We start from the raw sequence: 20,447 nt of genomic DNA on the forward strand, positions 1-20,447 counted from the left end.
AGAACCGGACTCAAGGTCCGGTTCTTTTATGAAACCAAACCTGAATTCGACGCAACCCCGTAGCGAGGGAGCTCGCTCCCGCGGGGCTGCTGCGTAGCAGCCCCAACCAGGCTGGAGGATTATCTGTAAGGGCTCAATCATTTTGTTTGCCGCTCGTAACGTCCGCTCAAGCTCCTTGTGCCTAGGGCAAACTCCTTGCCCGAGTCCATCGGCTTGGCAGAAATACAGTGAACCTCGAAAGAACCCGATACATAGGTGACATTGTCGTGGGTTTCGATGCGCAAGTCAGGGGTGGAGTCGGCCCTCAGCGTCCACATCCTCGATGGTCGTTCATGCTCAGGGATAGACCGCTTGATGATTTATTGCGTCCAGTCATTGTTTTTTCTAAGCCTCTACCTATTCCTGCATTACCAGATCAAAGACAAGCGCCTTGGAAAATGGTCAGGGCTGGCGCTTTTGGCGGGAGGGCTGGTTCTGATTTTGTGGCTGCCCTACATGATGCTGTTCTTCAGTACTCCCGTTATTTCGATTGGTACGTTCCTAATGGGGGTGGGGCTGTTTGTTACCCAGAACAAGTATCGTCGCCTGAAGTCCGGAACGCACCGTCATCCGTTGTGGCGTATATCGAGAAATCTGGCTGACGATTTTCCCACCGATTCGCAGATGCAGCAGTTATTAAGTTTGCTGGACGAAAAGATCGGTCTTCCCAGGCATAGAGGCATTGGTTTGGATACGGCGATCAATCTCGATTTGGGCTGTGGCAGGCGTGAGGCTCGCTATCTGATAAACGCACTGCGGCAGGACTTTGGAATAGACTTTTCTGATTATAAGTCGTGCCGTTATTTCCCTCCGTCGATGTTTGACAGGCTTCTATGGCTCAGTGGCAAGGGAGGCGACGGTGACGTTTCGCTGACCGTCGGCATGCTGTATCAGGCTATCAGGGCACGGCGCTGGGATACTCGAGCGTTGGAGCGCCTGAGCTAATTCCAGACAGGTGACTGCTACGCAATCGAGCGGGAGCAAGCTCCCTCGCCACGGGGATCGCGCTCGACTGCGCAGGTTGACGCATCAGCCATGGCAGCAGCCATGGGGCTTGGCCTCTTCATATTTATCATGATGCCGCACCCAGTCCATGATTTCGTCTTCGTTGCGGCCCTTGGGCGTCAGGTCGAGGTAGTTGTAGGTGCCGACCAATATGTCCAGGCCCCGGGCGTAGGTGGAGTAGGTGTGGAAGATGTCGCCGGCTGCGTTGCGATAGAAGACGCTCAGGCCGGGGAGTTCACCTTCGGTGGTGTCGGTTTTTTCGTAGTTGTAGGTGGCTTTTCCGGCGGCGGTGTCTTCGGTTTTGAAGCTGACGCCGAAGTCGTAGTTGAAGTCGCAGCCGTTGGACGAGACCCAGTCGAAGGCCCAGCCCATGCGGCGTTTGAAGGGTTGGAATTCGGCGAAGGGCGCGCGGGAGACGGCGACCACGGCTACGTCGTGATGGGCCAGGTGTTGGTTGGCGCCGTCGATGTGGTCGGACAGGAACGAGCAGCCCTGGCAGCCTTCTGTCCAGCCGGGGCCGAACATGAAGTGGTAGACGATCAGTTGGCTGCGACCGCCGAACAGGTCGGCCAGGCTCAGTTCGCCGTGGGGGCCTTGGAAGCGATAGGGTTTGTCGATTTTTACCCAGGGTAGGGCGCGGCGTTCGGCGCTGAGTTTGTCCCGTTCGCGAGTGAAGGCTTTTTCGTGGGCCAGGTGTTGGCGGCGGGCGGCGAGCCATTCTTCCCGCGAGACGACTGGATGATTCTCTACGTTCATGGTGATTTCTCCTGTGGCTGAGCTGCGAAATCGGCTTTCAACAGGTGGTCGTTCGGCCTTGGAAGAATTCGACAGGCCGTTGGTCGGCTCAAGGCGGAGACCGCCCGGAAACCCGGCTGAACGGCGACGCAGCGCCTCGGTCACACCTTAAGTAGGCATCTCACTCTTTGGAGGATGGACCAGGATGACGACTTATAACTGGGACTTGATCGAACGGTTGTTGCACGAAGTGCAGAACGGCGCCGGCCACAGCTTTACCCCTCGGCCTTATGCGGAGCAGTACGCGGCAGAGAAGGCAGCCGCAGGCGAGGCGATCGAGAACCTCGATCATCTGAAGGCGCTCGCCGGGGAGTACGAAAAGCTGCTGTTGGAGCGTAACTATATCGAGCCTCGGCCGGAGGAAGAGGGCGGTAACGGCGAGAACTTTGTGCTGACGCCGCGCGGCTCGCGGTTGTTGAGCCTGATCGACAGCAGCATTCCGGGCAATGATCATCCGCGTCAGGTGCTGGATGAGCAGGAGGATGCGCTGGATGAGTTTACGTTTGATGAGTTGGCTTCGAAGGCGCAGATTGCCTGACAGGTATGCATCGATTCCTGATGTGGGAGCGAGCCTGCTCGCGATAGCGGCCTGACAGTCATAGATAAGTTGCCTGTCGGAATGCTATCGCGAGCAGGCTCGCTCCCACATAGGATCTCTGTGTTTTCAAGTTCGTGCTTATTCAGCTTTGTGCCGCTTTCAGGCACTTCAAGTCAGTGAAATCCTTTTTCACCCCGTCGATTTTTTTCAGCAACCGTTCGCGCTGGGCCGGGGTGCTTTCGGCCATCAGGTCCACCAGCAGGCTGCGGGCCTGGGCTTCGGTTTTGCTGAAGGCCTCGCGGTAGGCGGGAGTCCAGAGGCTTTCGCGGTTGACCAACAGTTGTTCGATGCGTTTGGGAAAGTCGGGGCTGTGGCGCTGGGCCACGGCTTCGCTGAACTGGTTTTGCCAGTGGGCGCGGTTGGCGATCCATTGCTGGTTCTGGTCGCCCAGGGCGGTAGACCAGGCCACCACGCGTTGGCGTTGGGCATCGTTGAGCGGGCCGAGCCAGTCGTTCAAGCGTTTTTCCATGCGTTCGCTGCGTTCCTGGATCTGCTGTTGCAGCGTCGGTTTGAGGTACTGCTGCTGGCGTTTGCGCTGGTCTTTGACGAAAGCGGCGTCCATGTCATCGACTTGTTCGTCGCTCAGGCCTTGCAGCAGTTCGATCGCCGATGGAGTGATTTCCCGGGCGGTTTCGGCGATGGCGACCTTGGCTTCCGCAGTGCGCTGTTGCAGGGCCTCGTCGCTCACCTGATTGGTCTGCACCATGGTTTTCAAGCGGTCCAGCCAATCGAGGTAACCGGGCAGTTGGGTGGTGCAATGCCAGGTCAGGTGGTCCTTGAGGCGTTCGTTGAACCAGTCTTTCTGCTCGCCTTTGATGTCCAGGTAATCGTTGAGGGTCCAGGGGATGATCAGGTCGAGGTTGCGGTAGGCGAGGCCGATGCGGGTGCAGGCAGTGAGGGTCAGCAGCAGGGCGATGAACAGGGCGATGCGTGTGAACCAGCGCGACATGAGCGAGTCCTTGCAAAAACGTAAGTGTCTTGTTTGAGCATGGCAGGCACGCGGCAGTTCAGCCGATTAATACGTAACGCTTAGTAAAAAGGGTGCGCCATCTTGAGGGTCAACAAGCCGTCGCATTCGCTGTTGTGGCCGGAGTAGGCCGAGCAGCTACTGCCGCTGAGGCTTGAGTCACTGTAGATCAGGTCCAGGTCGATGCCTTTCCAGGGGCGGGAAATTTTCAACGACCAGTCGCTGAAACTGCCTACGTAGCCGTTCTCGACCGACACTGGTGTATTGAGTTGGTGGGTGGTGTATTTGGCGCTGATGCCAATGCCGAACGGCACGTTGCCACCCAGGTCGGCGAAGAGCGTGCTGTTCTGTTTGTCTGGATCGTTGCTCAGGGCCGCGCCGAAACGGCTGCCGAGCACGGTCAGGCCGCCGTAGAATTCCTGGCTGTCGAGGGTGTCGACGGTGGGGTAGCTGTAATGGATCAGGCCGACTTCGTAGCCCAGGGTCTGGTCGAAGGGCTGTTTAAAGCCCATGTAGGAATCGACTTCCAGTTCGGTGGAAGGTGTGAGGCCGGCGCTGGGTGACCATTGGCCGACGTACCAGCCGCTGTCGTGGCTCAGGTCCAGGCCGCCATGAAACGAGCCCGTGCTCGACGGGGTGACCAAACCTTCGGCCATGCTGCGGCTGGGGGTGGTGCCGAGTTTGAGGTCGAAGTCACCGAGTTCGCGTTGGAAAACTTGCCCCTGGGCCAAGGAACATGTCAGCAGGCTGATCGCCAGCGGAACAATAGAAATGCGCATGCTTCCCTCCATGAAATAGCGAGGAGCAGGAACTAAGCTGAAACGCTTGAGCTAGAGAGGTGAAAGCATACCGGCGAATGCTCGGCAGCGATGGCCGTTCGTCGATTCATGGGAAATGGGCGGGGCGGGGAGGGTTCCAGTCCAAGCGCTTCGAAGCTCAAAGCGCTTTGGGACCAGGTGAGGCGCGGTTACTTCTTGCCCAGGCTGATTTGCTTGGACGGGCCGAATGTCTGGCCGCTGACGCCTTTGGCAATTTGCTGGATCTCACCGCCGGACTTGAGGAACGCAGCAATCTGGTCGTTGATCGACTCGCTGGTTTCAACGGCTGGAGCTGGCTTCGATTTGCTGTTGGATGCTTTTACGCGCATGACGACCATTAACCTGTAAATAATTAATTGGGCCAGGCATCGTACAGTAAATACTTGACAATTGCTTGGCAAATATCCTTCTCAATTATCGCTGTCGTGACGGAATAATGCGCGGTTACCCTGCAATTATTGCCCTAAGCCTCTGTTTTAAATAACAACCGTGGAAAAAATAGGGCGCTGAGGGCGAGCGGTACGCACCGTCGCCGGCCTGACGAATGGCTGTCCCTTGGACGAAAACCCAGGAAAATCAACGGTTATGCCAGGCCTTGCCGGCAAACCTTGCCGGCACCCACGAATCGCGGAGCAAAACCGGGTAGAATGCCGCCCACGCAATGAGGGTATTGGAAATGGCTTTAGTCGGGCGCTACAACAGTTTGCAAGTGGTTAAACACACTAACTTCGGTTTATATCTGGACGGCGGCGCGGACGGCGAAATCCTGCTGCCCAACCGTTATATCCCCAAGGATATTCCCAGCGAAGATGAAGACTGGCTCAATGTTTTTATTTATCTGGACAGCGACGACAAACTGATCGCCACCACGGAAAAACCAAAAGTGCAGGTCGGTGAGTTCGCCAGCCTGAAAGTGGTTGAAGTCAATAGCATCGGCGTGTTCCTGGACTGGGGCCTGCCCAAGGATTTGCTGCTGCCGTATTCCGAAGAAAAGCGCCAGATGACTGCCGGCGAGTACTGCGTGGTGCACGTCTATCTCGACAAACACACTCGGCGCATCACCGCCACGGCGCGCCTGGATCGTTATCTGGACAAGACACCGGCCAACTACACACCAGGGCAGGAAGTGGATTTGCTGGTCGCCGAAGCCACCGACATGGGCTTCAAGGCGATCATCAATAACAAGCACTGGGGCCTGATCCACAAGAACGAAATCTTCAAATTCATGCGCGCCGGCATGCAGGAAAAAGGTTTCATCAAGGAAATCCGCCCTGACGGCAAGATCAGCTTGAGCCTGCAGCCAGTGGGCCAGGAAGCCGCCACCAGCCTGAATGCCAAGATCCTCGCCAAGTTGCGGGAGAACAACGGCACGCTGCCGGTCAGCGACAAGAGCGACCCGGCATTGATCAGCAGCCTGTTTGGCGTGAGCAAGGGCAACTTCAAGAAAGCCATTGGCGCGCTGTACAAGAATGGGCAGATTGTCATTCATGCTGATCGGATTGAGTTGAGCTAACTGCAACCCCCCCTCGAACATGCCACCTCGGTGTGTCTGATCATTCCCACGCTCTGCGTGGGAATGCATCCCATGACGCTCTGCGTCACCTTCCAGAAGCGGAACGCGGAGCGTTCCTGGCGATGTTCCCACGCAGGAGTGGGGAACGATCAAGTCTCTGAAAGCCCGCAATTGCCTTCATCACGGGCAAGCCTTGCGCCCACGGGTTGACCTTCGCTGTATACAAAAAACTGCACCTTTAGCATGCATCCACGCCCTGTTCATGGGCGTATGCCCGCTCCTGTGCTGTGTTTATCCTCGCTACACCCCCCGGTTTGTCTCACATTTCTCACCTATGGCACGCATTCTGCGTAGCAACGCGTATACAAACCATGCCGGCTCCCGTGCGCAGTATGGTGAACAGGTTGACCCGGGGGCACGGCGGTACTCAAAAGGAGCCCCGCAATGTCCGAGCAATTGCCCAACGGCTACAGCCCCCGCCTCTATAACGAGGACTTGGGCCCGCTGCCGCAGAAATGGAATTGGTACAACATCTTCGCGTTCTGGATGAGCGATGTGCACAGCGTCGGCGGTTATGTCTTCGCCGCCAGCCTGTTCGCGTTGGGCCTGGCGAGTTGGCAGGTGTTGATCGCCTTGCTCGGTGGGATTTGCATCGTGCAGTTGATCGCCAACCTGGTCGCCAGGCCGAGCCAGCAAGCAGCGGTGCCGTATCCGGTGATCTGTCGACTGGCGTTCGGAGTGTTTGGGGCGAATATTCCTGCGGTGATCCGCGGCCTGATCGCCGTGGCCTGGTACGGTATTCAGACATACCTGGCTTCCAGCGCGCTGATCATTGTGGTGCTGCGGTTTTTTCCGGCAATGGAGGTCTATGCCACACCACAATTTGCCGGCTTGTCCTACCTGGGCTGGTTCGGTTTCCTAAGCCTGTGGTTCGTCCAGGCGCTGGTGTTCTGGACGGGGATGGAGTCGATCCGGCGTTTCATCGACTGGGCCGGGCCGGTGGTGTATGCGGTGATGTTTCTGTTGGCCGGCTGGATCGTCTGGAAGGCCGGTTGGAGCAACATCAGCTTCACCCTGGCGGAAAAATCGTTGTCCGGCTGGCAGGCCTTCGGCCAGGTGATTGTGGCGACGGCGTTGGTGGTGTCGTATTTTTCCGGGCCGACCCTGAATTTTGGTGATTTCAGCCGTTACTGCCGGAGCATGTCTGACGTGCGCCGAGGCAATTTCTGGGGGCTGCCGGTGAATTTCCTGGCGTTCTCCCTGGTCACGGTGGTGATTGTTTCCGGAACCTTGCCGGTGTTCGGCGAAATGCTCCATGACCCGATCGCCACTGTGGCGCGCATCGACAACGACGTGGCCGTGTTGCTGGGGGCTTTTGCCTTCGTGACCGCCACCATCGGCATCAACATTGTCGCGAACTTCGTCTCCCCGGCCTTTGACTTCGCCAACGTCGCGCCCAGTAAGATCAGTTGGCGTGCCGGCGGCATGATCGCGGCAGTGGCCTCGATTTTCATCACGCCGTGGAACCTGTTCAACAACCCCGAAGTGATCCACTACACCCTGGATGTGTTGGCGGCGTTCATCGGCCCGTTGTTCGGGATCCTGCTGGTGGATTACTACCTGATCAAGAAGCAGCAGATCGACGTCGACGCGCTGTTCAATGACGGCCCGAGCGGGCGTTATTACTACAGTGGCGGCATCAACTGGACGGCGGTCAAGGCGCTGATCCCGGCAACGTTGATGGGCGTGGCGATCACCTTCACGCCGCTGCTGCAGCCGATGGCCAACTTCGCCTGGTTCACCGGTTGCTTCCTCGGCGGGGTGCTGTATTTCGCCTTGGCGCGACGCGAGCCGGTCGCGCACTTGAGTTCATCGCTCAGTCAGGCCTGATCAACGCAGGGCGGTCTGGGCGCAAGGGTTCACCGCGCCCCGGCTGGCGGGCCGCAGCAACAGCCCGCCGGCCAGTAGCAGACCGCTGCCGGCAATGATCAACGCCGGTTGCAAGCCGCCACTGAAGTGGCTGCTTAGCGCCGCCAGCAACGGCCCACTCAGTTGACCCACGGCAAAGCAGGCAGTCAGCAGCCCGGCGTTGCGCTGGGTGGCGTGGGGCGCCAGTTCCCGGGAGCGCAGCATCACCAGTTGCATGCAGGCCAGGAAAGGTCCGCCACACAGGATCACGCCCAACGCCAGCCCCGGCCCGCTGCCCAGCAGGCAGGCGAACACCCCGGCGGCTTGCAGCCAGAGGGTACCGATCAGCCAGCGACCGGTGGTGTTCGGGTTGGGGCGACGTAGGCTGACCAGCAGCACGCCAGTGGCTGCGGCCAGGCCGAAGCAAGGCCAGAACAGATCTGCTTGCCATTGCCCGTGGAACTGCGCCGAGGCCATTTGCGATAGGAAGGTGGCCGGGATGATGTAGCCCACGCCGTACAGGGCGTACACCACGCCAAGCCGAGCGATGCCACGGTTCGGCGAGACGCTGACTGGCGCTGTGACGGTAGCGGCCGCGGCGGGGGGCGGCAGAATCGGCAGAATCACCAGCAGCATCGCTAATGCCACGCCGGCATACACCAGCCACAGGGTCGCAGAGGTCTGGCCCAGCAGGTTCGAGCCCAGGGCGAGCAAGCCGGTCAGGAAAATCCCCAATCCAGGGCCGGCAAACACCAGGGCGCCGAGCCGTGGTCGTCCCGCCGCCGCAGCCAAGGGTTGGCTCAGGGCGGTGATCATCACCAGCACCCAGGCGCTCGCCACACCGGTGCCAAAGCGCAGTGCCAGATGCGGCCAGAAGCCCCAGGCCCAGAACGACGCCAAGGTCAGCAGCACGCACAACCACAGGCCGCCGAGCAAACGCCGGCGCACCTGTTCCGGGCGGCGGGCGAACATGGCGTCCAGCGCGCCGAGGAAGTAACCGAGGTAGTTGGCGGCGGCAATCAGACCGGCGGCGGTCAAGTCGAGCTGACCTTCGCCGATCAAATGAGGTAACTGGGGCGTTAGGGCGAAGCGGCCAATGCCCATGGCCATCATCAGGGCGATGAAGCTGCCGAGCAGACGAGTAAGAGGTGACATGGTCGTTCTCCAGCGTTTAGGCGAATGACCGTCAGGCTAGGACTGATTGACTTTCATTAAAAATGAATAATAGTGAGTAACTTGTTCTTTTTTGGAGAATGTCGTGGAGTTCAGCCAATTACGGATTTTCCAGGCCGTGGCCGAGGAAGGTTCCATCACCCGGGCCGCCGAGCGCCTGCACCGGGTGCCATCGAACCTCTCGACCCGGCTCAAGCAGCTTGAAGAGCAATTGGGCGTGGACCTTTTCCTGCGGGAGCGTCAGCGATTGCAGTTGTCGCCAGCGGGAAAAGTCTTGCTGGACTATGCGGCCAAGCTTTTCGCCTTGCACGACGAAGCGCATGCCGCTGTGCAGGGCGGGCAGCCAGCCGGGGATTTTCTATTGGGCACGATGTACAGCACGGCGGCAACGCATTTGCCGGACCTGTTGGCGGCCTATCATCGGGCGTATCCGGCGGTGAATCTGCAGGTGCAATCCGGGCCCAGTGGCGAATTGTTCGAAGGCTTGCTCACCAATCGTCTCGACGCGGCGTTGGTGGATGGCCCGCTGGAGTTGGCGGGGCTCGATGGCGTGCCGTTATGCGACGAGCGGTTAGTACTGATTACCGAGGCCGATCATCCGCCGGTACGCAGCGCGCTGGACGTGCAGGGCCACGCGGTGTTCACGTTCCGGCGTGGTTGTTCGTACCGGATGCGCTTGGAAGCCTGGTTTGCCCATGACCATGCCGCCATGGGCCGGGCGATGGAAATCGAGTCTTATCAGGGGATGCTGGCGTGTGTGATCGCCGGGTCCGGGGTGGCGTTGATGTCCGAGTCGATGCTTGCCAGCCTGCCGGGCCGCGAGCGGGTGACGGCGCATCCGCTGGCCGAGCCATTTGCCAGCGCTACCACGTGGTTGATGTGGCGCAAAGGCATGGTCGGGGCGAACCTGAACGCCTGGATCGAATTGCAGCAACAGGCCTGGCCGCGAGTGCCCATGACGACGGCACAATCGGCTTGAACTCCGAGAGGTGGATTTGGATCAATTCAGTAACAGATCATTGCAAACTGAGACGAGCATTGCGTAGAACATCGGACTATTATCAGTGCGAAGGGGCCACAGAAATCTGCCGCTCGTACCACCCTGAGGGGGCACCACGATGAAAGAGAAAATCCAGAACTGGCTTCACGACTTGGGTGTCGCGTTGGGGCTGATCGAGCCGCCGATGCAGCCGGTACCGATCCGCACCGATGACGAGCAACGCCGCCGCCAACCGCGCCGCCGGTAAACACACCAGGAATTTGAAGAGATCGCAGTTCCGGACCATTTCAGTTGAGATGGCCCGGAACTGCGATCTTTTTTATGCCTGAAGACAAGCCAATGTGGAGCGAGCTTGCTCGCGATAGCATTGCATCAGCCACCATTGATATTGCCTGATACACCGTGATCGCGAGCAAGCTCGCTCCCACAGGGTTCTCATCGCCTGGATCCGAGCTATAACAGGCGAAAAAAAGGGTGTGGCAACCGGCGCCACACCCCTCGAAGAAAACCGCTTTCAGTCGTTGATCAAACCACCTTGGCCACCACTCCCGGCCGCGGCGCCAACACACTCACCAATACAAAACTCACCAGCGCCACGCTCAGGCTGTAGTAGATCGGCGTGTTGGCGTCCAGGCCGTCCTTGAACATGAAAAACAGCGCGGTCAAAAAGCCCAACGACATGCTGGTGATCGCGCCGGCGGTAGTGGCGCGTTTCCAGTAGATGGCACCGATCAACGGGATCAGCATGCCGCCCACCAACAGGTTGTAGGCCAGGGTCAGGGCGCTGATCACGTCGCTGACCACCAGGGCGATGCCCAGCACCACCAAGCCCAGCAGCAGGGTGGCAATGCGGTTTTCGTGGACGTCGCCACTGCCGCTTTCACGACCCTGGCGCAGGCGCGGTAGCAAGTCCTGGACCACCGTGGTGGACGCCGCGAGCAGGCCCGCCGCTGCGGTGGACATCAAGGCCGCCAGGGCCGCGGCGATCACCAGCCCGCGTATGCCGTTGGGCAGGCTGGTCTGGACGACGCTGGCGAAGGCGTTGTTGACGTTTTCCAGGTCCGGCAGCAATACCTTGGCCGCCATGCCGATCAAAGCGCCGGCCAGGCCATACAGCACGCAGTACAGGCCAGCGGCGGTGCCGGCGACTTTGGCCACGCCTTCGCTGCGGGCAGTGAACACCCGCTGCCAGATGTCCTGGCCGATGAAGATGCCGAAGAAGTAGATCAGGAAGTAAGTGAGGATGGTGTCCCAGCCAATGGCGGTGAAATCGAAGTAGCTGGCCGGCAAGGCCGCTACCATCGCGTCCCAGCCCCCCGCATCGCTGATGGACATCGGCATCAGCAGGAACACCAGGCCCACGGTCATGATTAAAAATTGCACGATGTCGGTGAGGGTCAGCGACCACATGCCGCCGATGGTGGAATACAGCACCACCACACCGCCGCCGACCAGGATCGACACCCAGAAGGGCAGGCCGAACAGCACCTGCATCACGGTGCCGATGGCGATGGTCGAGGTGGCGCCGATCATTAGCGCGTAAACCAGCATGATCAGCGCACTGGCGTGGCGCGCGGCCGGGTTGTAGCGGCGCTCCAGCACTTGGGTCACGGTGTAGATCTTGAGCTTGAGCAACGGCTTGGCGAGGAACAGGCTCAGGCCGACGATGCCCAGGCCGATGGCGCCGCACAGCCAGAACCCGGAAATGCCGTAGACGTAGCCCAGGCGCACGGTGCCAATGGTAGATGCGCCGCCCAGCACGGTGGCTGCCATGGTGCCCAGGTAAAAGCCCGGGCCCAGGTTACGCCCGGCAACCAGGTAGTCGTCACGGGTCTTGGCGCGGCGCATGCCGTACCAGCCCAGGGCAATCATGCCGGTGGCGTAGAGAAGAACGACGATTAAATCCAAAGCCATGATGGCGTGTCTCCAATTGTTTTTTTTATAGTGAAGTCAGGGCGAAACGGTGCACTGATCGTTCCCACGCTCTGCGTGGAAATACCACTTGGGACGCTCTGCGTTCCTGCGTGACGCAGAGCGTGGGAACGACAGTCAGGCGGTGGCGGGGCTATCGATTGGCGCCGAAGAGCCCTTGCTACGCGGATCATCCGGCCCATACACCGCCGCCGGCTCTGGAAACAGCCCCAGCAGCGCCAGGTACACCACCGAAGCCAACCCCAGGGTCACCGGCAGGCTGATGTCGATCCCGCCGGCCAGTTCACCCAGCGGCCCGACGAATTGCCCCGGCAGGTTGACGAAGCACAATCCCACCAGCGCGCTGGGGATCCATGCCCCCAGGCCGCGCCAGTTCCAGCCGTGGCTGAACCAGTAGCGCCCGCCGGTTTCGCCACGGGTGAATACTTGCAGGTCATCCGGGCAGTAGAAGCCGCGCCGTACCAGCAGGCCGATGATCATGATCACCATCCACGGCGTGGTGCAGGTGATGATCAGCACCGCGAAGGTGGACACGCTCTGCACCAGGTTCGCGGCAAAGCGGCCGATGAAGATGAAGGCAATCGACAGCACGCCGATCAACAACGTCGCCTTGACCCGCGACAGCACCCGTGGAAACACGCTGGACATGTCCAGGCCGGTGCCATACAGCGACGTGGTGCCGGTGGACATGCCGCCGATCACCGCGATCAGGCACACCGGCAGGAAGAACCAGCTCGGCGAGACCGCCAACAGGCCGCCTACGTAGTTGTTGGCCGCGATGTAGTCCGGCGCCTTGATCGCCACGATGGTGGCGGTGGCGAGGCCGAACAGGAACGGGATCAGCGTCGCCAGTTGCGCGGCGATCACCGCCAGCATGATGCGCCGCTTGGGGGTATTGCGCGGGATGTAGCGCGACCAGTCACCGAGGAACGCACCGAAGGAGATCGGATTGCTCATGGCCACCAGCGCCGCGCCGATGAACGCCGCCCAGAAGCCCGGCTGGCCGAGGCTGACGGTGCCGGCGAACTGGCTGTCGAAGGTCGGCGCGAAGGCCAGGATGCCCAGCAGGAACAACAGGCTGGCGGCCCACACGGCGATGCGGTTGACCCACAACATGAAGCGAAAGCCGTAGATGCACACGGTCAAGACCAGCAAGGCGAACAGGCCGTAGGCCAGGCCCAGGCTCAGGTCGGTTTCCGGTACGCCGATCAACCGCTTGGCACCACCGATCAACGCATCCCCGGAACTCCACACCGACAATGAGAAGAACGCGATGGCGGTCAACAACGACAGGAATGAACCGACGATCCGCCCGTGCACGCCGAAGTGCGCACCGGAAGAAACCGCGTTGTTGGTGCCGTTGAGTGGGCCGAACAAACCCATGGGGGCGAGGATGATCGAACCCAGCAACACCCCCAGCACAATCGCCCAGACCCCAGCCTGGAACGACAGGCCGAACAGCACCGGGAAACTGCCAAGCACGGCGGTGGCAAAGGTATTGGCGCCACCGAAGATCAGGCGAAACAAATCGCCTGGGCCGGCGGTGCGTTCGTGGTCCGGGATCTGTTCGACCCCGAAGGTTTCGATTTGCGTAAGGCTGTTGTCGTTATTGTTATTCATGACCTGCTCCGATCATAAAGGCGCGCTCATCGTGTGCGAGCGTCGCCTGTTTGGCTAAGGGGGTGGCAGCCCTTCCGGCATTGCGGACAAATGTTCATGGCAGGCCAGCCATAGGCCTTGTTGTTCTTGGCGAAACACAATGGTCTCGCGCTCCTGGCTAAAGTGAAGCTCCCCTTGCATGCGCAGCTCGGTGGCCACGTCATGGATGAATACCGCCACGTCCCCTTGCAGGCTGACGAAGGCGTTGCTTGAGGTGCACGTGAGCACCTCGAAGCCATCCTCGGAGCGCCAGCGGTCCCACAACGCCTGGTAGGCATCGCGTGACAGCAGGGGCTGTTCGAGGGTGTGGAACACGAAACTCGCATCGGCCGTGAACGCGCCGAAGTAGGCGTCACGGTCATTGCGGGCGAAGGCCGACACCAGTTGTGCGGCGGCCTTGAGCACTTGATCCTGTTCGTTCATGGGCGCGCCTCAGCGATGAACCACGCCGGGCAGTACGCAGAGCATCTCGTACAGCAGGTTGGCGCCCAACAGCGAGGTGTTGCCGGTGGTGTCGTACGGCGGCGAGACTTCTACCAGATCGCAACCCACCAGGTCGAGGCCCTGGCAGCCACGGACGATTTCGATCGCCTGGATGGTGGTCAACCCACCAATTTCCGGGGTACCGGTGCCTGGGGCCCAGGCCGGGTCGATACCGTCGATGTCGAAGCTCAGATACACCGGGCCGCCGCCGACTTTCTCGCGCACTTCAGCCATCAGCGGGGCGAGGGATTTGTGCCAGCACTCTTCGGCCTGGACCACGCGGAAACCCTGGTTGCGGCTCCAGTTGAAATCATCGGCGGTATAGCCCTGGGCCCGCAGGCCGATTTGCACCACACGATCGCAATCGAGCAGGCCTTCTTCCACGGCGCGGCGGAAGGTGGTGCCGTGGGCGATTTTCTCGCCGAACATGTGATCGTTCACATCGGCGTGGGCGTCGATGTGCACCAGTCCGACCTTGCCGTGCTTCTTGTGGATGGCCCGCAGGATCGGCAGGGTAATCGTGTGATCGCCGCCCAGGGTCAGGGGGATGACGTTGTGTTCGAGGATCTTGTGGTACGACTCCTCGATGATCCGCACCGCATCCAGCAGGTTGAAGGTGTTGATCGGCACGTCACCGATGTCGGCCACTGACAGCGAGTCGAACGGTGCGGCGCCGGTGGCCATGTTGTAGGGGCGGATCATCACGGATTCGGCGCGGATCTCGCGGGGGCCGAATCGGGTGCCGGCGCGCAGGGAGGTTCCGATGTCCAGCGGCACGCCGACGAATGCAGCGTCCAGGCCGGCCGCGGTTTGCAAATGGGGGAGTCGCATCATGGTGGCGATGCCGCCGAAGCGCGGCATTTCGTTGCCGCCCAGTGGTTGGTGAAGAATCTTGTCCACGGGTAGGGCCTCATCGTTGTTTTATTTATCAGGGGCCGATTCTGCGAAAAGCGGGGGAGTGGAAGAATCGCTGCGGGCAAATACTTAGTTCAGATTTTTCTAAACTAATGGCGGGCGGGGCGATAGACTTCGATCCAGCGCAGTCTCCGCCGATCGTTCCCACGCTTCGCGTGGAATACCGCCCGGGACGCTCAGCGTCCCTTTTGCAAGCGTGACGCAGAGCGTCACAGGATGCATTCCCACGCAGAGCGTGGGAACGATCTTCCACCGCCTGTACTGGAGCCCTTCAATGGCCAACGCTCTACCCGACCTGAAACTGCTGCGCATCTTCGTCAGCGTGGTCCGGCACCAAGGGTTCGCCAACGCCCAGCACGAACTCAACCTCTCCACCTCGGCCATCAGCACCTACATGAGCCAGCTCGAATCGGCCCTGGGCCTGGTGCTGTGCCATCGCGGCCGGGGCGGGTTCAGCCTGACCAGCAAGGGCGAGTTGTTCCATCAGGAAACCTTGCGTCTGTTGGCTGAACTCGAAGGTTTCGAACAGTACGCCGCCGCGCTCAAGGGCGAATTGCGCGGTACGCTGAACCTGGGGGTGATCGATTCCACCGTCAGCGACAAGGCCTTGCCGTTCGCCGAAGCCATCGGAGCCTACAGCCAGGAGCATCCGGCGGTGCACCTGCACCTGTCGGTCATGAGCCCTTATGAGCTGCAGCTTGGCGTGCAGGATAACCGTCTGGACCTGGCCATCGGTGCGTTTTCCACGCGCATGAGCGGGCTGGTCTACATGCCGTTGTACCGCGAGCAGCATTGGTTGTACTGCAGTAACCGCCATCCGTTGTTCAACGAGCGGCGCATTCCCGAACAAGTCATCACCCAGCAGCGCATGGTCGGGCGCGGTTACTGGAGCCAGGCCGAACTGGCCCGCCACGGTTTCAAGCACAGCGCGGCGACGGTGGAGAGCATGGAGGCGCAATTGATCCTGGTGCTGTCCGGTGCCTACATTGGTTACCTGCCCGAACACTACGCTCAGGCTTGGGCTGACAAGGGCGATTTGCGCGTGCTGCTGCCGGCTACCTTCGGTTACCAGGCGCCGTTTTCAATGATCGTACGCCGTGGCCGCAGCCGCGAGCCGCTGATCCAGACGTTCCGTGATTTGCTCAAAGCTCAACTGAATCAGGCCTGATCATGTCCAGAATCCAATGTCCACGCTGCCTCAGGCCTCAAAGCCACTGTTTGTGCACGCTGATCCCCAACCTCGACAGCCGCACCCGGGTCCTGCTGTTGCAGCATCCCAGTGAAGTGAGCCACGCCTTGAACACCGCCCGCTTGGCGGCGTTGGGGCTCAACAATGCCGAGTTGGTCGTGGGCGAGGTGTTCGAGGATTTACCCAGCTTGCTCAACCCTCCGGGTTATCGGGCGCGGTTGCTGTTTCCCGGCGACGAGGCGCAGCCGCTGCAGGCTTATGTTTCGTCCGATGAGCCGCTGCTGTTGGTCGTGCCCGACGGTACCTGGCGCAAGGCGCGCAAGTTGCTGCACCTCAACCCGCTGCTGGCGGCGCTGCCGAGGGTGGCCTTGGCCGAAGGCGGGGTGTCCCGTTATCGCTTGCGCAAGGCCCCGGGACCGGGTGCGTTGTCGACGGTGGAGGCGATTGTCCAGGCGTTGCAGACCCTTGAAGCACCGACCCGTTTTGAGCCGTTGCTGCGGCCGTTCGAGGCGCTGATCGAGGGGCAGATTGCGGCGATGGGGGAGGAGACGTTTCGGCGTAACCATGCTGAGAAATAATGGTTGTCCTCGTCGACGCCATCGCGAGCAAGCTCGCTCCCACAGTTGAACTTCAGTGCACACAAGATTTGTGATCAGCACAAATCCAATGTGGCAGCTAGCCTGCTCGCGATGGCGGCCGCATGATCAGAGAAGATCCCAGCTGGGAACTACCGCTCACGCATCGCCTCGGTCCGCGCTTTCAACACCGGCTTGAGCAAGTAATCCAGCACGCTTTTCTCCCCGGTAATGATGTCCACTGTCGCCACCATCCCCGGAATGATCAGCAGCGGTTTGGCATCACCGCCCAAATGGTTTTTATCGGTGCGCACCTGGATCAGGTAGAAGCTGTTGCCCTTGTCGTCGGTGATGGTGTCGGCGCCGATCAGTTCGAGTTTGGCGCTCATCCCGCCGTAGATGGTGTAGTCGTAGGCGCTGAACTTGACCATGGCTTTCTGGCCCGGATGCAGGAATGCCACGTCCTGGGGGCGAACCTTGGCTTCGATCAGCAGGTTGTCTTCCAGGGGCACGATTTCCACCATGTCGCTGCCCGGCTGCACGACGCCGCCGATGGTGTTGACCTTCAGTTGCTTGATCACCCCATGCACCGGCGAAACCACGGTGGTGCGGGTCACGCGGTCATCGATGGCGATGCTCGATGCGGTGATTTTCGACAGCTCTGTGCGTTTCTCGTTGAGGTCCTTGGCTGCCTCGGAGCGGAAGGTCTGTTCCGATTCGTCGATTTTGCTCTTGATCTCGTTGATCGCCGATTCGGCCCTTGGAATCGCCAAGGTGGTGGCGTTGAGCGAGCCGCGGATTTCCACCGCGCTGCGTTTGAGCCGCAGGATCTCCACCGGCGACACCGCACCGGTGCGTACCAGCGGCGCGGACATGTTCATCTCTTCTTGCAGCAAGGCCAGGGCCGAGCTGAACTGGCCTTGCTTGGAGCGAAACTCCGCCAGTTCCTGGGTCTTCTGTCGCAGTTGTTCGGTCAGGGTCCGTTGTTCGCTGGCCAGGCGCCGTTGCCGTTGTTCGTACAGAGAGCGCTCGTCCTCGGCCACTTGCGGGGCCTTGGCGATCACCTCGGCTGAAAGCTTGAATGGCCGGCCCTCGGCCTCGGCCGACAGGCGCTCGACCTGGGCGGTCAAGGCATAGCGGTCGGCTTCGCTCTCGCCTTTGTTTGACAGATATCGCGTGTCGTCCAGGCGCAGCAAGGTGTCGCCCTTGTTCACCATCTGCCCTTCGCGCACGAAAATCTCGGTGACGATGCCGCCCTCCAGGTTCTGGATCACCTGGACCTTGCTCGACGGAATCGCCTTGCCTTCGCCGGTGGTGACTTCCTGCAGGACCGCCAATTTCGCCCAGACCAATCCGGTGACGATCAACCCGGCGGCCAGCCACACGGTGATGCGCGAGCGGCGCGGCGAGTCCTGCAGGGTGGCACCAGCGGTTTCCGCCATGAACTCGCTTTCGGCGCTTTTGCTGAAACTGCCGAAGTAGCTTCGGGCAGCTGAATCGGGTGTTTGAGCAGACATGGGGCGATACCCGTCAGTTAAGTGAAATAAGCCGAACACATACCTGTGGCTTGAGAGGGTTATCTGTGGGAGCAAGGCTTGCCCGCGATGAAGCTAACGCGATCTCACTGGAACCGAGGCGCCTGCATCGCGGGCAAGCCTTGCTCCCACAGGTGTTGTGTTGACAGCTAGAGGGGCTTACACCGCCGCAGACCCCACCCGCCCCTTGCGCAGTGCATCAATAACCGCTTCCTTCGGCCCATCAGCCACGATCCGGCCGTTGTCCAGCACCACCAACCGGTCCACCAGGCTCAGCATCGAGGTGCGGTGGGTGACCAGCAGCACCGTTTTGCCCTGCATGTGGGTATGTAGCTTTTGCCGCAAAAGATCTTCACTGCTGTTGTCCATGGCACTGGTGGGTTCGTCCAGCAACAGGATCGGTGGGTCGAGCAACAAGGCCCGGGCCAGCAGCACGGCCTGGCGCTGGCCACCGGAGAGCAACTGCCCGCGCTCGCCCACCGGGCGGTCGAAACCTTGGGGATGCTGACGGGCCAGTTCGGTGACACCGGTCAATTCGGCCACTTCGAGCATGCGCGCGTCACTGATGTAGCGGGCGCCGAGTGTCAGGTTGTCCCGCAGGCTGCCAGCCAGCAGCGGCAGGTCATGGGCGACATAGCCGATCTGTTGGCGCAGGTCGGCGACATCCAGTTGCCGCAGGTCCAGGCCGTCGAGCAGCAACTGGCCTTCCTCCGGTGCGTAGAAGCCCATCACCAGGCGCGCCAGGGTGCTCTTGCCCGAGCCGCTGCGGCCGATGATCCCGACCCGTTCGCCGGGCTTGAGGCTGAAGCTGACATTCGCCAGCGCTGGGGTGCTCTGGCCGTTGTAGTGGAAGGTCACGCCATTGACGTCCACGGCGCCCTGCAGTTGGGTGCGATCCAGGGGCCGCTGCTTGGCGTCGCGTTCCTGGGGCAGCGCCATCAGGGCATCGGTGCTGCGCATGGTGAGCTGGGCTTGCTGGTAGCGGGTGATCAGCCCGGCGATCTGCCCCAGCGGCGCCAGCACCCGACTGCCGAGCATGTAGCTCGCCACCAGCGCGCCGACGCTGAGGTTGCCAGCGATGATGCTGTAGACCCCGGCGACGATGGTTGCCATGCCGGCCAGCTGTTGCAGGAACAACGTGCCGTTGGTCGCCAGCGCCGAGAGGTTGCGTGCATGGCTGTCCAGGCGGGTGAGGGCGCCGTGGGTACTTTCCCACTGATGCTGGCGCTCGCTTTCGGCGCTACAGGCCTTGAGGGTTTCCAGGCCGCCGAGGGTTTCAATCAACAAAGCCTGGCGCTGGGCGCCGAGGGCCAGGCTTTTTTGCACGGTGTCGCGCAGGCGCACCTGGATGATCATTGCGAAGACAATGGTGATCGGAAACGCCACCACCGGGATCACCACCAGCCAGCCACCCAGCAGGCCGATGACCACCAGCATCAGCAGGGCGAAGGGCAGGTCGATCAGGCTGGTGAGGGTCACTGCGGTGAGAAATTCCCTCAGGCCCTGGAAGTCATGGATGCTCTGGGCGAACCCACCGATGGTCACCGGTTTGGCCTTCATTGCCATGCCGGTGATGCGTTCGAACAACGTGGCGGAAAGGATCACGTCGGTTTTCTTGCCGGCGGTGTCCAGCAGGTGGGCGCGCACCACCCGCAGCACCAGTTCGAAGCCGGTGCCGATCAACAGCCCCACGGCCAGCACCCACAAGGTCGATGTGGCCTGGTTCGGCACCACGCGGTCGTAGGTCTGCATGACGAACAGCGGCACCATCAACCCCAGCAGGTTGATCAGAAAGCTCGCCAGGATCGCATCGCTGTACAGCCAGCGCGACAGTTTCAAGGTGTCGCGAAACCATGCCTCGACTCGCGGCACCAAGGGGGAGCGCAGGTCTTCGAGCTCATGGCGGGGCCGGGCGAACAACGCCTGGCCACTGTAATCGGCGGTCAGTTCCTCGCGGCTGACCCATTGCTCGCCGCCATCGGCCTCGCTGGGCAGGATCAGTGCCTGGCCATCCTCGCTCCAGCGCCGCAACACGGCACAGCGGCCACCGGCCAGAATCAGCATCACCGGCAGGTTCAGGGCCGAGATGTCCGCCAGGTCGCGACGCAGCAACCGGGCCTGTAAGCTGGCCCGGGCCGCTGCGCGCGGCAGCAGGTCCAGGCTCAGGCGTTGGTGCGCCATAGGAAGCCCGGCGCTGAGGCTGGCGCGGCTGACCGTCGCGCCATGGAGTTTGCAGAGGATCAACAGACCATCGAGCAAAGGATCATCGAAATTCAGGCGCGGGTCGGCGCCAGGGGTTACGGGTTCCATGCTGGTCACATTGATCGCTCCCATTTTTTGAGA

Annotated in this window: 19 protein-coding genes; 8 read left to right on the top strand and 11 right to left on the bottom strand. The window is 60.9% G+C overall.

The window, feature by feature from the left end; translation table 11 throughout:
- The first annotated feature begins 276 nt into the window (after positions 1–276).
- A complete protein-coding gene (locus tag SGN16_RS07555) occupies positions 277–984 on the top strand; it encodes a DUF1493 family protein (protein ID WP_335943635.1) in 708 nt (235 codons plus the stop codon).
- 84 nt (positions 985–1,068) lie between these two features.
- On the opposite strand, the gene SGN16_RS07560 is transcribed toward SGN16_RS07555, so the two are convergent.
- Positions 1,069–1,800: a thioredoxin family protein gene (locus SGN16_RS07560; protein ID WP_335943636.1), complete on the bottom strand. Its 732-nt coding sequence runs from the start codon at positions 1,798–1,800 to the stop codon at positions 1,069–1,071.
- A gap of 184 nt (positions 1,801–1,984) precedes the next feature.
- On the opposite strand from SGN16_RS07560, the gene SGN16_RS07565 reads away from it, so the two are divergent.
- On the top strand, positions 1,985–2,377 hold the full coding sequence (locus tag SGN16_RS07565) for a transcriptional regulator (RefSeq protein WP_210643381.1): 393 nt from the start codon (positions 1,985–1,987) through the stop codon (positions 2,375–2,377).
- Positions 2,378–2,519: 142 nt separating this feature from the next.
- Here the strand turns inward: SGN16_RS07565 and SGN16_RS07570 are convergent, their stop codons facing one another.
- The 3 genes from SGN16_RS07570 to SGN16_RS07580 all read right to left on the bottom strand — a co-directional run bounded on the left by SGN16_RS07570 (position 2,520) and on the right by SGN16_RS07580 (position 4,560).
- Positions 2,520–3,386, bottom strand: coding sequence for a DUF6279 family lipoprotein (locus tag SGN16_RS07570; protein ID WP_335943637.1), 867 nt, complete (start codon positions 3,384–3,386; stop codon positions 2,520–2,522).
- Between the two features lie 80 nt (positions 3,387–3,466).
- Positions 3,467–4,183 carry a TorF family putative porin gene (locus tag SGN16_RS07575; protein WP_335943638.1) on the bottom strand — a complete coding sequence of 239 codons (717 nt, stop codon included), beginning with the start codon at positions 4,181–4,183 and terminating at the stop codon, positions 3,467–3,469.
- 188 nt (positions 4,184–4,371) lie between these two features.
- Complete coding sequence (locus SGN16_RS07580) at positions 4,372–4,560, bottom strand: hypothetical protein (protein ID WP_172436054.1); 189 nt, start codon at positions 4,558–4,560, stop codon at positions 4,372–4,374.
- 338 nt (positions 4,561–4,898) lie between these two features.
- On the opposite strand from SGN16_RS07580, the gene SGN16_RS07585 reads away from it, so the two are divergent.
- Together SGN16_RS07585 and SGN16_RS07590 are read left to right on the top strand one after the other, a co-directional pair.
- A complete protein-coding gene (locus SGN16_RS07585) occupies positions 4,899–5,735 on the top strand; it encodes a S1-like domain-containing RNA-binding protein (protein WP_335943639.1) in 837 nt (278 codons plus the stop codon).
- Between the two features lie 444 nt (positions 5,736–6,179).
- Positions 6,180–7,625 (top strand): NCS1 family nucleobase:cation symporter-1, encoded by a 1,446-nt coding sequence (locus tag SGN16_RS07590; protein ID WP_335943640.1) that lies wholly within the window; start codon positions 6,180–6,182, stop codon positions 7,623–7,625.
- Here SGN16_RS07590 and SGN16_RS07595 read toward each other — a convergent pair whose 3' ends face one another.
- The gene (locus tag SGN16_RS07595; protein WP_335943641.1) at positions 7,626–8,798 is read right to left on the bottom strand and encodes an MFS transporter; all 1,173 of its coding nucleotides are present in this window, start codon (positions 8,796–8,798) and stop codon (positions 7,626–7,628) included. It abuts the gene before it with no gap.
- Positions 8,799–8,901: 103 nt separating this feature from the next.
- Between SGN16_RS07595 and SGN16_RS07600 the strand changes: the two genes are divergently transcribed.
- Together SGN16_RS07600 and SGN16_RS07605 are read left to right on the top strand one after the other, a co-directional pair.
- Positions 8,902–9,795 (top strand): LysR substrate-binding domain-containing protein, encoded by an 894-nt coding sequence (locus SGN16_RS07600; RefSeq protein ID WP_335943642.1) that lies wholly within the window; start codon positions 8,902–8,904, stop codon positions 9,793–9,795.
- Between the two features lie 139 nt (positions 9,796–9,934).
- A complete protein-coding gene (locus SGN16_RS07605; protein ID WP_003198971.1) occupies positions 9,935–10,063 on the top strand; it encodes a PA1414 family protein in 129 nt (42 codons plus the stop codon).
- Positions 10,064–10,341: 278 nt separating this feature from the next.
- Here the strand turns inward: SGN16_RS07605 and SGN16_RS07610 are convergent, their stop codons facing one another.
- From SGN16_RS07610 to speB, 4 genes are all read right to left on the bottom strand, one after another.
- Positions 10,342–11,730 carry a sodium:solute symporter gene (locus SGN16_RS07610; RefSeq protein WP_335943644.1) on the bottom strand — a complete coding sequence of 463 codons (1,389 nt, stop codon included), beginning with the start codon at positions 11,728–11,730 and terminating at the stop codon, positions 10,342–10,344.
- Between the two features lie 135 nt (positions 11,731–11,865).
- Positions 11,866–13,368: a cytosine permease gene (locus SGN16_RS07615; protein ID WP_210643388.1), complete on the bottom strand. Its 1,503-nt coding sequence runs from the start codon at positions 13,366–13,368 to the stop codon at positions 11,866–11,868.
- Positions 13,369–13,422: 54 nt separating this feature from the next.
- Positions 13,423–13,830 (bottom strand): nuclear transport factor 2 family protein, encoded by a 408-nt coding sequence (locus tag SGN16_RS07620; protein WP_210643389.1) that lies wholly within the window; start codon positions 13,828–13,830, stop codon positions 13,423–13,425.
- A gap of 9 nt (positions 13,831–13,839) precedes the next feature.
- Positions 13,840–14,790 carry an agmatinase gene (gene speB / locus SGN16_RS07625; RefSeq protein ID WP_003198979.1) on the bottom strand — a complete coding sequence of 317 codons (951 nt, stop codon included), beginning with the start codon at positions 14,788–14,790 and terminating at the stop codon, positions 13,840–13,842.
- A 289-nt stretch (positions 14,791–15,079) separates the two neighbouring features.
- Between speB and SGN16_RS07630 the strand changes: the two genes are divergently transcribed.
- Together SGN16_RS07630 and SGN16_RS07635 are read left to right on the top strand one after the other, a co-directional pair.
- Positions 15,080–15,973, top strand: a complete 894-nt coding sequence (locus SGN16_RS07630) for a LysR family transcriptional regulator (protein ID WP_135844254.1) — start codon at positions 15,080–15,082, stop codon at positions 15,971–15,973.
- Positions 15,974–15,975: 2 nt separating this feature from the next.
- Positions 15,976–16,572, top strand: coding sequence for a DTW domain-containing protein (locus SGN16_RS07635; RefSeq protein WP_335943645.1), 597 nt, complete (start codon positions 15,976–15,978; stop codon positions 16,570–16,572).
- A 149-nt stretch (positions 16,573–16,721) separates the two neighbouring features.
- On the opposite strand, the gene SGN16_RS07640 is transcribed toward SGN16_RS07635, so the two are convergent.
- Both SGN16_RS07640 and SGN16_RS07645 read right to left on the bottom strand, forming a co-directional pair.
- Positions 16,722–18,086 carry an HlyD family type I secretion periplasmic adaptor subunit gene (locus tag SGN16_RS07640; protein WP_335943646.1) on the bottom strand — a complete coding sequence of 455 codons (1,365 nt, stop codon included), beginning with the start codon at positions 18,084–18,086 and terminating at the stop codon, positions 16,722–16,724.
- 177 nt (positions 18,087–18,263) lie between these two features.
- Positions 18,264–20,423 (bottom strand): type I secretion system permease/ATPase, encoded by a 2,160-nt coding sequence (locus tag SGN16_RS07645; RefSeq protein ID WP_210643392.1) that lies wholly within the window; start codon positions 20,421–20,423, stop codon positions 18,264–18,266.
- Positions 20,424–20,447 lie beyond the last annotated feature (24 nt).

This window comes from Pseudomonas sp. G166 (assembly GCF_037027455.2).
Classification (GTDB): Bacteria; Pseudomonadota; Gammaproteobacteria; order Pseudomonadales; family Pseudomonadaceae; genus Aquipseudomonas.

Excerpts from the sequence above, each read along its gene's own strand:
- SGN16_RS07555 (WP_335943635.1), top strand. The coding sequence starts at position 277 with ATGCGCAAGTCAGGGGTGGAGTCGGCCCTCAGCGTCCACATCCTCGAT.
- SGN16_RS07560 (WP_335943636.1), bottom strand. The coding sequence starts at position 1,800 with ATGAACGTAGAGAATCATCCAGTCGTCTCGCGGGAAGAATGGCTCGCC.
- SGN16_RS07565 (WP_210643381.1), top strand. The coding sequence starts at position 1,985 with ATGACGACTTATAACTGGGACTTGATCGAACGGTTGTTGCACGAAGTG.
- SGN16_RS07570 (WP_335943637.1), bottom strand. The coding sequence starts at position 3,386 with ATGTCGCGCTGGTTCACACGCATCGCCCTGTTCATCGCCCTGCTGCTG.
- SGN16_RS07575 (WP_335943638.1), bottom strand. The coding sequence starts at position 4,183 with ATGCGCATTTCTATTGTTCCGCTGGCGATCAGCCTGCTGACATGTTCC.
- SGN16_RS07580 (WP_172436054.1), bottom strand. The coding sequence starts at position 4,560 with ATGGTCGTCATGCGCGTAAAAGCATCCAACAGCAAATCGAAGCCAGCT.
- SGN16_RS07585 (WP_335943639.1), top strand. The coding sequence starts at position 4,899 with ATGGCTTTAGTCGGGCGCTACAACAGTTTGCAAGTGGTTAAACACACT.
- SGN16_RS07590 (WP_335943640.1), top strand. The coding sequence starts at position 6,180 with ATGTCCGAGCAATTGCCCAACGGCTACAGCCCCCGCCTCTATAACGAG.
- SGN16_RS07595 (WP_335943641.1), bottom strand. The coding sequence starts at position 8,798 with ATGTCACCTCTTACTCGTCTGCTCGGCAGCTTCATCGCCCTGATGATG.
- SGN16_RS07605 (WP_003198971.1), top strand. The coding sequence starts at position 9,935 with ATGAAAGAGAAAATCCAGAACTGGCTTCACGACTTGGGTGTCGCGTTG.
- SGN16_RS07610 (WP_335943644.1), bottom strand. The coding sequence starts at position 11,730 with ATGGCTTTGGATTTAATCGTCGTTCTTCTCTACGCCACCGGCATGATT.
- SGN16_RS07615 (WP_210643388.1), bottom strand. The coding sequence starts at position 13,368 with ATGAATAACAATAACGACAACAGCCTTACGCAAATCGAAACCTTCGGG.
- SGN16_RS07620 (WP_210643389.1), bottom strand. The coding sequence starts at position 13,830 with ATGAACGAACAGGATCAAGTGCTCAAGGCCGCCGCACAACTGGTGTCG.
- SGN16_RS07630 (WP_135844254.1), top strand. The coding sequence starts at position 15,080 with ATGGCCAACGCTCTACCCGACCTGAAACTGCTGCGCATCTTCGTCAGC.
- SGN16_RS07635 (WP_335943645.1), top strand. The coding sequence starts at position 15,976 with ATGTCCAGAATCCAATGTCCACGCTGCCTCAGGCCTCAAAGCCACTGT.
- SGN16_RS07640 (WP_335943646.1), bottom strand. The coding sequence starts at position 18,086 with ATGTCTGCTCAAACACCCGATTCAGCTGCCCGAAGCTACTTCGGCAGT.